The 11,782-nt window shown below is 65.0% G+C and carries 10 protein-coding genes; 8 read left to right on the top strand and 2 right to left on the bottom strand.

Features of this window, described 5'->3' with window-relative positions:
- Window positions 1–15 precede the first annotated feature (15 nt).
- From CLU88_RS10500 to CLU88_RS10485, 4 genes are read left to right on the top strand one after another with little or no spacing between them, the layout of a single operon-like run.
- A complete protein-coding gene (locus CLU88_RS10500) occupies window positions 16–411 on the top strand; it encodes a hypothetical protein (protein WP_143225977.1) in 396 nt (131 codons plus the stop codon).
- A 20-nt stretch (window positions 412–431) separates the two neighbouring features.
- Window positions 432–1,856: an ankyrin repeat domain-containing protein gene (locus CLU88_RS10495; RefSeq protein WP_143225976.1), complete on the top strand. Its 1,425-nt coding sequence runs from the start codon at window positions 432–434 to the stop codon at window positions 1,854–1,856.
- 58 nt (window positions 1,857–1,914) lie between these two features.
- The gene (locus CLU88_RS10490; protein WP_099656541.1) at window positions 1,915–3,321 is read left to right on the top strand and encodes a leucine-rich repeat domain-containing protein; all 1,407 of its coding nucleotides are present in this window, start codon (window positions 1,915–1,917) and stop codon (window positions 3,319–3,321) included.
- A 59-nt stretch (window positions 3,322–3,380) separates the two neighbouring features.
- On the top strand, window positions 3,381–5,027 hold the full coding sequence (locus CLU88_RS10485; RefSeq protein ID WP_099656540.1) for an ankyrin repeat domain-containing protein: 1,647 nt from the start codon (window positions 3,381–3,383) through the stop codon (window positions 5,025–5,027).
- An 87-nt stretch (window positions 5,028–5,114) separates the two neighbouring features.
- On the opposite strand, the gene CLU88_RS10480 is transcribed toward CLU88_RS10485, so the two are convergent.
- Window positions 5,115–6,479, bottom strand: a complete 1,365-nt coding sequence (locus CLU88_RS10480) for an LLM class flavin-dependent oxidoreductase (RefSeq protein WP_233205434.1) — start codon at window positions 6,477–6,479, stop codon at window positions 5,115–5,117.
- 151 nt (window positions 6,480–6,630) lie between these two features.
- Window positions 6,631–7,488 (bottom strand): TauD/TfdA family dioxygenase, encoded by an 858-nt coding sequence (locus tag CLU88_RS10475; protein WP_099656539.1) that lies wholly within the window; start codon window positions 7,486–7,488, stop codon window positions 6,631–6,633.
- Window positions 7,489–7,791: 303 nt separating this feature from the next.
- Between CLU88_RS10475 and CLU88_RS10470 the strand changes: the two genes are divergently transcribed.
- The 4 genes from CLU88_RS10470 to CLU88_RS10455 all read left to right on the top strand — a co-directional run bounded on the left by CLU88_RS10470 (window position 7,792) and on the right by CLU88_RS10455 (window position 11,735).
- Window positions 7,792–8,889 carry an ABC transporter substrate-binding protein gene (locus tag CLU88_RS10470; RefSeq protein WP_099656538.1) on the top strand — a complete coding sequence of 366 codons (1,098 nt, stop codon included), beginning with the start codon at window positions 7,792–7,794 and terminating at the stop codon, window positions 8,887–8,889.
- A 253-nt stretch (window positions 8,890–9,142) separates the two neighbouring features.
- Window positions 9,143–10,000: an ABC transporter permease gene (locus tag CLU88_RS10465; RefSeq protein WP_099656537.1), complete on the top strand. Its 858-nt coding sequence runs from the start codon at window positions 9,143–9,145 to the stop codon at window positions 9,998–10,000.
- A 17-nt stretch (window positions 10,001–10,017) separates the two neighbouring features.
- Window positions 10,018–10,863 (top strand): ABC transporter permease, encoded by an 846-nt coding sequence (locus tag CLU88_RS10460; protein WP_099656536.1) that lies wholly within the window; start codon window positions 10,018–10,020, stop codon window positions 10,861–10,863.
- Window positions 10,864–10,901: 38 nt separating this feature from the next.
- A complete protein-coding gene (locus CLU88_RS10455; RefSeq protein ID WP_099656535.1) occupies window positions 10,902–11,735 on the top strand; it encodes an ABC transporter ATP-binding protein in 834 nt (277 codons plus the stop codon).
- The last annotated feature ends 47 nt before the right edge of the window (window positions 11,736–11,782 follow it).

The raw sequence follows: 11,782 nt of genomic DNA, 5'->3' as shown, positions 1-11,782 counted from the left end.
ACCGAGGAACTTTCAATGACCGTACCAAACCCATCTGTCACGCCTGCATTGCCTCCTGAGTCCCGCTATGCCTCGGTGGTCCAAGACCACAAAGCCCTCTGGGGCGCCGTGCAAGATCGAGCGCACGAAGAAGAGGGCGACGGGCTGGTCGCAGCCATCGCCTTGCATGCCTCGCGGGCCCTGGTCGCTTATGTCGAGTACGGCGAAGACATGGATTACCCCGAGCTGCGTTTGCTGGATTTGCGTACGGATGAAGTGATCGCCATCGACAGCGAGGATCTGGCCGACTCTCCCATGATTGATGGCATGGCCTTTACTGACGGAGACGCGGGACTGTTGGAGCTTCAGTTTCGCAACGGCGACACGCATGTGGTGACGCTGGATTTTGACGGCCCATCGGTCCGCTGGTAAACGGCAGGAGACACCTCGCCATGGCAAGCTCTTCAACGGTTGTCCTTGAACATGATTCAGGGTTCGAACACATCCTGTCGTCCATAGACCGCTTGGTCCGCTCCGGCGTCCACCCCGACCGCATCAGCGTGTCCCAGTACCCCGCGTCGCACTGGGCCTGCAGCCCCCGCTGGGCGCACTACGATGGTCCTGACGAGGCCGCCGTGGCCCAACGGGTGGATGCGCAAATGGCCTTGCTTGGCTTGCTTCTGGAGCATGGCGCCGATCCCAACAAGCGCAAGAATCGCAATGACACGCCTTTGGCCTTGTGCTGCGGGCAGTTGTGGGGAGGCGCTGGGGGGCGCTCTTTGGAGCGGCTGGATTTGGTGCTGGCAGCAGGGAGTGACCCCCGCAAGACCAAGGACCCCGCGCTGTGCACCGCCCTCGGGCTGGAGGACATGCGTGGCGAGATTTGCAACATCCCATTTCGCGTGGATGCCCAAGTGGGGCATGCCGAAATGGTGTTCCAGGCGGTCGATATGCTGCTGGCGGCCGGTGCTGACATTGAGGCGATGGATCACCGCGAGATGTACAACCCGATCCTCATGGCCGCCTACATGGGGAGTGTGCCGTTGTTGCGCTTTTTGAAGGACCGCGGCGCCAATGTGCACTTCACCACCCCCGCAGGCACCAACGCGCTGATGCACTGTGCTGGCGATGTGGACGGTCTGAACCTGAGCCGCGCTGGCATTTCGGTGGCGTGGCAGCGAGGGGTCGACCCTGTCGCCACCACCCGCCAGCTGCTCGACTGGGGCCTGGACCCCGCTGCAGCCAATGCGCGCGCTCGCACCCCACTGCGCCTGGCCGTCAGCGCAGGCAACCTGGATGTGGCCGCGGTGCTAGCCGAGGCCCTGGCGGCCCAAGGCAAGCTCGTGGCTGCCGATGTGCGCTTGTTTCGGGGCACCGAATACGAGTCCCGTGTGGCGGCGTTGACCACCTCCGTAGCGCCCAAAAAGCCCGCCAAGCCCAAGGCCACAGACGGTACCGCCCAGCGCGCCACCTGGGAGCGCGCGCCCGGATTGATCGACGGGCCCACGGACTGGACCGCCAGCCAATACCCCGATTGGCTGCGCACCTGCCTCAAGGGCGTGATCGCCCACCTTGGCTCGGGCGCAGATCCGCGCGTGCCGCCTGGCGTGCTGTACCTGGAATACGACGACTACTTCCGTGGCCTGAAGCTGTCGCGCACCAAGTCGTACCTCAGCCGCAGCGGCGCGGTGGAAATGGGTGTCCATGTCTTCGATTGGTCTGTCATGCGCATCCGCTTCTCGCAGGTGGAGGGCGACGACTGGGTGCTGCGCGAGGCGATTGATTTGCCCATGGCGCCTGGCGCACCACCTGCCACCGAGGTGCTGTGTGACGCCATCGGCCAGCTGTGCGCCCGCTACCTCAATACCCAGGCTTGACGCCGGTTGAACGCGTGCACGCCGCCCCATCCACCCCCTTTTTTCACAGCCCGACGCAATGACCACCAAGCCCAAGTGGACCGACCGCATCTTTAGCCCCATCCGCGTGCTGAACCACGCCGACGGTCTGCACCTGGAGAAATTCACCGATGCCGATCTGGACCAGATCGCCGACTGCGATGACATCCTGGACATCCACCTGCGCAGCAACCGCACGGCGCAGCCGGTCGATCTTTCCCGCTTGGCGCACATCCAGGGGCTTCGGCGTTTGAGCCTGGATCGCATGCAGTTCACCAACCTGCAGGCCCTCAAAGCCTTGCCGCACCTGAACTCGCTGACCATTGAATACTGCGACTTCAAAGACTTCGAGGCACTCAACGGGCTCAATGTCGAGACGCTGTTCGTGTGGAACAACAAGTTCACCCACTTCCCGGCGGGGCTCCAGTTGCCCAGGCTGGAGAGCCTGTACCTGTCGCACAACCGCATCGCGGACCTGTCGTTCGTTGCCAGCTACCCCACCCTCAAATGCTTGCATGTGAACGGCAACCGGATCACCGACCTGGCACCGTTGGCTGGCTGCGCGGCCTTGGAGACCCTGTGGGTCGATGACAACCCGCTGACCACACTGGCGCCCCTGGCAGGTCGGCGCTACCAGCGACTGCATGTCAGCAACGAGTTGACCGCGGAGCGTGCGGCTTTGCAGCTGGAGTTGCCCGAGGAGCCGTATGTGCGCGACCCGGAAAGCATCGAAGCCTCGCGCATCGCGAAGCTGATGGAGGCCAAGGATTGGCCGCAGCTCTACGCCATCACCGACGTGGCGTTGTTGGGCGACGCGTTCGCTAGCCTGGTGCATGGGCACTTTGACGAGGAGATGGTGCGCGGCGCGCTGGCACACCCGGCCGCCGGCGCGTTCGATGCGATGGTGACCCACGGCCTGCGCCCGCACTATTGGGAAGAGTCCAAGCTGCTGGTGTCGGTGCTCAGCAGCTTTGGCGAGCGCTTGGTGGCCCCGCTGACCCATAGCTTTCACGCCGAGCTGGCCTTTTACCCGGAGTACGAACCGTTTTACGCGGGCAAACTCAAGCACGAGCACGCCACCATCGCCCGAATCCTGGTGGAAGCTCCGATCCCCGCGTTTGCCGACCTGTTCCTGGCGTTCTTCAACCTGCGCGAGGGCTTCTCCGAAGCTCACCTGCACCATTACAAGCAGCTGCTCGATGGAGTGGGCAAAGTGCAGTCGCCGCAGTTGGTAGAGCCCGTCATCGACATGCTGCAGTTCGAAAAGCACATCCTGGGCGGAGACTCGGCGTTCATGAAAAAGGTCTTCAAGGCCATTGGCCAGCTGGGCGCGAGGGCCGATGCGGCCGTGCTGGCTGGCCGCTTTGATGTGCCCGCCGAAGCCCGCACCGATGTGGCCGAGGCCTACGAGGCCACCCTCAAGAAACTGGAAAAGAAAAAGAGCTGATGCGCTGCAGCCCGCTGCTGCATACCGCTGTGTTTTGCTTCTGCTGTTGAACCCGCCCCATGTCTGAATCCCGCCTGCACTACACCGTTTATTTTGCGTCCCGCACGCAGGCCGCTGCCTGGGCTGCCGAGGCCCAAGCAACGGCCGACATGCCGTTGAGCGAACAAGCCCAAGTGCTGGGCGCCATGCTCGGCCTGGGCGAAGACGCCGGCGTGTCGTTCGAGTTCGCGGGCGCCGCGCAGCTGTGTGCCGAGCTGGCTGTCCTCGGGCCATGGAGCCTGCTGGCTGCTGAAGGCTGGCCACCCGGGCTGGTGGAGCGGGGGGCCAAGCTGCTGAGCTGCGAATGGCACAACGGCCCCAAGGCAGAAGGCCTGTGGCTCAACGGCCCCAAGCCGGTCACGCGCAAGCAGTTTGAGGCCGCTGTGCGCAAGCTGGACCCACTGGAAGAAGTGCACCAGTTGCTTTCCAAAGAACAATACGGCGCGTTCTTGAACCTGGTGCACCACCACGGCCTGGACTCCAACACGGTGCTGTACCATCGGCCGCTCATCGTGCATTTGCTCACGCCGCAGGCGGGCAAGGCCAGCGGCGTTTTGCCCACCGAGGCCATCATCGCCCTGCTGCAAGCCGGGGCGCGGCCCGACCCCCTGGCCCTGGTCACCCGCATGCCCAGCTTCACCTTGCCCGTGTTTCCGCTGCATTGCGCGGCCTACGCGTTTGACATTGCGCTGATGCAGGCGCTGGTGGACGCAGGCGTGGACGTGAACGCTGTGGACGACGAGGGGCACACGCCCTTGATGCAACTGGCCGATGCAACGCACTATTTGAGCAAGCCCGTCTCCATGGCCGTGCAGGCCGCGCAGTGGCTGCTGGAGCGGGGCGCAGCGGTCAACGCCGTGAGCCAGCACGGGGATTCGGCCCTGGCCGGGGGCGTGCACCAGGCGCTGCGCGATCTTCTGGTAGCGCACGGTGGCCGGGTGGTCTGGCCGCACTACGCGCTGGAGTACGACGCCCCGCAGCAGCAACTCAACGCGATCTCGTACCACGACCATGCGCGGCTGGATGAATTGCTGGCGCAGGCGCCGCCGGACGAAGCCCATCGGCATGGCTTGCTGAGCAGGGCGGTGGACGAAGGGAACCTCCCAGCGTTGGACCGGCTGTGGAGGCCGGGGGACCATGCGCTGATGTGCATCGACACAGCCCCGGAGCCCCGGTTGCTGGCGGAATGCACCACGAAGCACGAAGGCACGGACGTGGCCACGATGCGAGACCTGGTGCAGCGCAGCGCGCCCGAGGCCTTTCCCACGCGCGATACCGCATGGCTGAATGCCGCCAACAGCTGCCTGAAGGATTTCACCAGCCGTATCGTGGACCGGCCTGTGGCGTTGCTGGAGATGGTGCTCGCGCTCGGCTTGCCCGCCGAGCCACCGGCCGATGCGCAGCACACTCCCTTGGAGGCTGCTATCAACGCCCAGTCCGAAGCCAAGGTGGCGCTGCTGCTGGCCCACGGTGCCAACCCAAACCGGGTGCTGTACCACGGGGGCAATGCCTTGCATGAGGCGTTGGAGTGCAAGGCGACCCACTGCCTTCCCCTGCTGCTGCAGGCGGGGGCTGACCGCACCCACTGCGACTGCCAGGGCCGCACGCCGCTGCAGCTGGCGGTGTCCAAGCGCAACAAGGCCGCGCAGAAACTTCTGGCGGTCTGATGGTGTGCGCCTGTTCTCTCAGATTTTGAATAAAAAATAGGCTCTAGCGCTTATTCTGTAAGCGCTAGAAGCTATCATTTTTGATATTCACGCCGCCTTGCGCTGGGCCTGTGCGTAGCGGCTGGCGGGGCGTTGCAGGCCCAGGTTTTCGCGCAGCGTCTTGCCCTCGTAGGCGGTGCGAAACAGCCCGCGCCGCTGCAGCTCGGGCACCACCAGGTCCACAAACTCGTTGAGCGACTGGGGCAGCACGGGCGGCATCACGTTAAAGCCATCGGCGGCGCCGTTTTCAAACCATTCCTGCATGCGGTCGGCAATCTGCGCCGGGGTGCCCACCACCACCCAGTGGCCGCGCGCACCGGCCAGGTATTCGTACAGCTGGCGCACGGTGTAGCCCTCGCGCCGCGCCAGTTGCAGCACCACCTGGGCGCGGCTGTTGATGCCCTTGGGCGGATCGGGGATGTAGGGCGGCGGCGCGTCCAGGTCCCACTTCGACAGGTCTTCGCCAGGCCAGAAGGGGGCCAGCGTGGCCAGCCCCACGGCGGGGTGGATCAGCGCCTGCAGCTCGGCCCATTTGGCCTGGGCTTCGGCCTCGGTGCGGCCAATGACGGGGGAGATGCCGGGCAGCACCAGCAGCTCTTCGGGCCTGCGTCCGTACTTGGCCATGCGGCCCTTCACGTCGCGGTAGAAGGCCTGGGCTTCGGCCAGGCTGGTCCAGGCGGTGAAGATGGCCTCGGCGCTGGCGGCTGCCAGCTCTTTGCCATCCTCGGACGAGCCCGCCTGCACGATCACCGGATAGCCCTGGGGCGGGCGCTCGATGTTCAGCGGGCCTTCCACCTTCAGGTGCTTGCCAATGTGGTTGAGGGTGTGCACCTTGTCCGGGTCCAGGTACACGCCGCTGGCTTTGTCGCGCAGGAAGGCATCGTCGTCAAAGCTGTCCCACAGCCCCTTCACTACGTCCACAAACTCGTGGGCGCGTTCGTAGCGCACCGCGGGGTCGGGGTGGGCGTTCAGGCCAAAGTTGCCGTGCACGTTGTCGGCGCTGGTGGTCACCACGTTCCAGGCCGCGCGGCCCTTGCTGATGTGGTCGAGCGAGGCAAACTTGCGCGCCAGCAGGTAGGGGTCTTCGTAGGTGGTGGACGCTGTGGCGACAAACCCAATGTGCTGGGTGACCGCCGACAGCGCCGCCCACAGCGTGACGGGCTCGAAGTGCGACAGGCGCCCCTGGCGGCTGAACGATTCGTGGTCGCCATGGTTGCGGATGCCCGGGCTGTCTGCCACAAACACCTGGTCAAACAGACCGCGCTCTGCCGTCTGCGCCAGCTCGATGTAGTGGTCGATGTTGACGCCCGCATCGGCCTGCGCGCCGGGGTGGCGCCAGGCCGCAATGTGGTGGCCGGTGGCCATGATGAAAGCGCCGAGGCGCAGTTTGCGTGGAGTGTTGGGTTGGGTCATAGGGATGTCGATGGTTTGAACCGAGCGCGCAGCCTGCGAAACCGGCGCGGCAAGTGCCAGTGCACCCGTGGCACCGGCTTCGCCGGGCCACCAGGTGCGTCCCCCGAAGGGGGAAAGCGCCGCAGGCGACTCAGGGGGCTATTTGCAGGGGCTACTCGGTGATAGTGATGCGGTGCAGCTTGCGGTGCTGGGGGAAGAAGTCACCCACCGCGTAGTGCTGGGTGGATCGGTTGTCCCACACCGCCAGCGTACCCGTTTGCCAGCGCAGGCGGGCCTGAAATTCGGGCACCTTGGGCAGCTCAAACAGCTGGGCCAGCAAGGCATCGCTTTGCGTGCGGTGCAGGCCCTTGATGTGGCTGGTGAAGGTGGGGTTCACATACAAAATCTTCTTGCCCGTGACCGGGTGCACGCGCACCACCGGGTGCTCCACCGGCGGGTATTTGGCGCGGGCGGCTTTCAGCTCTTCGCCGCTGGCGTCCTTGCGCAGCAGGTATTCGGTCCAGCCACTGATCTCCCAGGTGTGCACGGCCGTGAGGGTTTCCAGGTAGGCCTGCAAAGGCGCTGGCAGGCTGGCGTAGGCGGCCGTGAGGCTCGCCCACAGGGTGTCGCCGCCGGTGGCCGGAATCACCTGGGCGTACAGGCTGGTGCCCAGCGGCGGTTGCTCGCGCCAGGTGATGTCGGCGTGCCAGTTGTTGGAGGCCTTGGGCCGCTCGGCCGTGCTTTCCACAATCTCGATCTCGGGGTGGCTTTCCAGGCGCGGGAAGAAGGCCTTGACCTCGGCCACGCCGCCAAAGGTGCGCGTGAAGGCGATGTGCTGCGCAGGGGTGAGCTGCTGGTTGCGAAAGAAGATCACCTCGTGCTCTGCCAGCGCAGCGCGCAGTTCCTGTTGCGTCGTGGCGTCCAGTGGCTGGGTCAGGTCCAGGTCGTGGATCACGGCGCCAATGGTGGGCGTGTACGGCTCCACCGTGAAGCGGGTGTACGTGGGGTTCAGGTCGTTGAGCTTGGACATGGGTTGCCTTTCTGCACCGGGTTGCTGTGTGTGGGCCGCCTGGTGGAGCCCACCAGCGTGCAATCACTGTAGGCAGGGGCTTTGCGCCAGCGAACGAAGCAGTTCGCATATGCATAGTTGGCAAACACAGCAGTGCATGGAGGTTCGTGTCTTTGCTTATGACCGACTCATGGCGGCAGATGGATGGCACGAATGCTTCGTTGGCGCAGTGGCCGGGCGCCGTCCCAATCGGGTCTCCGTGCAACCTCGGGGCCATGGGTGCATTGCCCCGGCTTCCAAGAACCTGTTCAAAGAAAGGCCTCCATGTTTGTGAACGTTCGCCGCCTACAGGCCCTGCTGGCCCTGACTTTGGCCACTGCGCTGCCTTGGCTTCCCCTTGGCCTGCATGCGCAGGCACCAGCGCAGCCAACGCTGCAAACCATCCGCATTGGCGTGGCTACCGGCGGTGTGGGTTCTGACCCGGTGCGCCACGGCGGGACATCGGCCGCGCTGGCCTACACCGATGGAGCGGTGGAGGAGGAGTTCAAGAAAGACGGCATCAAGGTGCAGTGGATCTTCTTCAAAGGCGCAGGCCCCGCGGTGAACGAGGCGCTGGTGAACAAGCAACTGGACTTTGCCTGGCAGGGCGACCTGCCCTCCGTCGTGCACCGTGCCAGCGATGTGAAGACCAAGATCATCCTCGGCAGCGGCGTGCGCACGGGCCTATATCTGGCGGTGCCCCCCGATTCGCCCATCCAGCGGCTGGAAGACCTCAAGGGCCGCAAGGTGGCCGTCTTCAAAGGCACCAATCTGCACCTGGCCGCCGTGCGCGCTTTGGCCGACAAGGGCTTGAGCGAACGGGATGTGAAGCTGGTGAACCTGGACTTGCCCAGTGCCGACGCCGCCCTGGCCACCAAAGACATTGATGCCGCCTTTGGCTATGTGAACGTCTTTGCCCTGCATGACAAGGGCCTGGCCAAGGTGGTCTGGTCGGCTTCGGCGGATTCGTACAAATACACCCGGCAGACGGTGCTGTTGGTGACCGATGACTTTGCCGCCCGCCACCCCCAGGCGGTGCAGCGTGTGGTCACCACGGTGCTCAGGTATGCGCACAAATACTCGGATGAATCACGCCGTGCCGACCTGTTTGCCCTGTGGGGCAAGGCGGAGTACCCCGAGAAGGTGTGGCGCGAGGATTTCATTGGCCAGCCACTCAAAGTGCGTCTGTCGCCGCTGCTCGACCCTTTCCTGGTCGCACGCTACAAGGACGCGGCCGACGAGGCCTACAAGCTCAAGCTCATCCGCAAGAAGCCCGAGATCGAGTCCTGGTTTGACCGCCGCTACCTCCAGGCGGCCCTCAAAGAGCTGAAGCTGGAGGGGCACTGGCCTGTGTATGCCGCAGGCGGTGAGTTGCTGCAATAAAGCGAGGCGGCCAAGCCCGCAAACCCTCAGATGCCCACGGGGCGGCATCGGGGTTTTGAGGGGCTGGCGGCGCCGGCGTTTGCCGTTCCTCATAACCACGGGGCACGAGCTCACGCCCAAAACAGCTAAGTCAAAGCATATTGCAAATTACCATTTATTTTTATATCGATCGTCTTCTACATTTCTTTTGGTTGTTATGTGACCGGTCCCTGCCGTCAGGGGTTACCGGCTTGACGCGAAAGGATGTGCAGAGATGCCTTTTCACCCCGCTGTATTGGAGGCGCCGGCCACTGCTGTATCGGCCCCGGCTGCCAGAGCCACAGGCAAAGCGGCGGGGCGCCCTGGCCTGGCATGGCTCGGCTTGACCTGGCTGTGGGCCTGGCCGTTTCCGCTGGCGGTGCTGGCCCTGTGGCAGCTCTCCAGCGTGCTGGGCTGGGTGCCAGAGCAGGTGCTGCCGCCACCGGCCGCCGTCTTTAAAACCTTCTTCGACCTGGCCGCCACCGGCGAGCTGTGGGACCACCTGCGCATCAGCATGGTGCGGGTGTTCACGGGCTTTGGCATCGGGTTGGGCGCCGGGCTGGCACTGGGCGTGGCCATGGGGCTCTCACCCTCGTTCCGCGACTACGTGTTTCCGCTGTTCAAGGCCTTCAGCCAGGTGCCGGTGATTGGCTGGCTACCGCTGCTGATTTTGCTGGTGGGCATTGACGAGGGGCTCAAGTTCTTGCTCATCGCCAAGGCCGCGCTGGTGCCGGTGGCCATCAACACCTGCCAAGGCATCCAGAACGTGCCGCAAAAACTGGTGGAGGTGGCGCAGGCCTATGGCTTCACCCGCTGGCAAATGCTGCGCAAGGTGGTCTTCCCGGCCGCCACGGCCCCCATCTGGAACGGCGTGCGCTATGGCCTCACCCACGCCTGGCTGGCGCTGGTGGTGGTGGAGCTGTTGGCGTCGTCCGAAGGCATTGGCTTTCTCATCGTGTATGGCCGCCAGCTGTTCCAGCTGGACGTGGTGTTGGCTGCTGTGCTGGCCGTGGGCATCGTCGGCTTTGTGCTGGACCGGGCCTTGGCCGCGACCGAAACCTGGCTGCTGCGCTGGCGCAAGCCCGGCCTGTGACAAAGCAAAGGGCGCCCATGTCTGATACCTCTTCCCTCCCGACGTCTTCAACCCCTGCATCGTTAGGTTCTGTGGCTTCCTCCAACGTTTTTCAGAAGGTGCCGCAGCGCTTGCGCGGCTGGGTGCTGCCTGCGGCCATCGTGGCCCTGTGGTGGGCGGCGGTGCAATCGGGCTGGTCTGAATCGCCCCTGCTGGTGTCGCCCGGGGCTGTGTGGCATCGAGGGGTGAGCCAAGTGCGCAGTGGCGAGCTGTGGGTGGCCTTGTCGGCCAGCCTGTGGCGCATGGGCTGGGGCTTTGTGATCGGCTCGGCCGCTGGCCTGGCCGTGGGGGCCTTGCTGGGCTGGTCGCGCTGGGCCGAGCGGCTGGTGGGCCCCACCTTCCACACGCTCAAGCAGATCTCGCTGTTCGCGTGGATTCCGATGCTCTCCATGTGGTTCGGCCTGGGCGACGCCGCCAAGATCGCCTTTGTGGCCATGGCCGCGTTCTTCCCGGTGGTGCTCAACACCTTTGAGGGCCTGCGCAGCGTGCCGCGCGAGTACCTGGAGGTGGCCCGGGTGTACGAGTTCAGCGTGTGGCAAACGCTCACCCGCGTGATCGCGCCCGCCGCTGCGCCATCGCTGTTCACCGGCCTCCAGCTCTCACTCATCTACACCTGGCTGGCCACGCTGGGGGCCGAGTACCTGCTGGCCTCAGGCAAAGGCATCGGCAACACCCTGATCGACGGGCGTGAGCACTTCTGGATGGACCTGGTGCTGTTCGGCGTGGCGGTGATTGGCCTGGTGGGCTTTGTGCTGAACGCCGCATTGTCTGCCCTGGAGCGCCGCCTGCTGGCCTGGCGCGAGCGCACCGTGGCGCAGTACTGAGCCCGTCCATTGCCCATTTTTCTGAGGAAGCACCCACCATGGCGCATGCCGCAACCCTGGCCATACAAGGCCTGAACAAACAGTACGAAGTCAAGGGCGAAGCGCTGCCCGTGCTGCAGAACATCGACCTGACCATTGCGCCGGGCGAGTTCGTGAGCATCGTCGGCTCCAGCGGCTGCGGCAAGTCCACGCTGCTGCGCCTCATCATGGGGCTGGAGGGCGACTACCAAGGGCAGTTGCTGCTCAGCGGCCAGCGCATCAGCGGCACCAGCTTGAACCGGGGCATCGTGTTCCAGGAGCACCGTTTGTTCCCCTGGCTCACGGTCGAGAAGAACGTGGCCCTGGGCCTGCTCAACGCGGGCCTGACCGAAGGGCAGCAGCGCGCCACCGTGCGCGACCACATCGAGCTGGTGGGCTTGCAGGGCTTTGAGAAGGCCTACCCGCACCAGCTCTCGGGCGGCATGTCGCAGCGCGTGGCCATTGCGCGTGCGCTGGTCAACCGGCCCGACATCCTGCTGCTGGACGAGCCCTTTGGCGCGCTCGACGCCATGACCCGCGCCCACCTGCAGCAAGAGCTGCGCCGCATCTGGCAGCAAGAGGGCATCACCATGATTTTGGTGACGCACGACGTGGAAGAGGCCGTGTACCTGGGCGGCCGCGTGGTGGTGATGGAGCCACGCCCTGGCCGCATCCGCCGCGTGGTGCCCGTGGACTTGCCCCACCCGCGCGAGCGCACCTCGTATGCCTTCACCACCGTCAAAGACAGCGTGATGCGCGAGTTTGCCGCCCACCCCGCCGCCGACCTGGCCGAGCCCCCCTTGCAGCGCGATGTGCACCTGCCGCCGCCAGCGCAGTGGCAATTTGCCATTTGATGGCGCGCCGGAATCTGTTCGCTTTCTTCCCCCTGCCCAAAAGGCCT

The sequence above is a fragment of the Acidovorax sp. 56 genome, assembly GCF_002749705.1.
Classification (GTDB): Bacteria; Pseudomonadota; Gammaproteobacteria; order Burkholderiales; family Burkholderiaceae_C; genus Acidovorax.
This window is presented reverse-complemented; position numbering and strand designations above follow the sequence as displayed.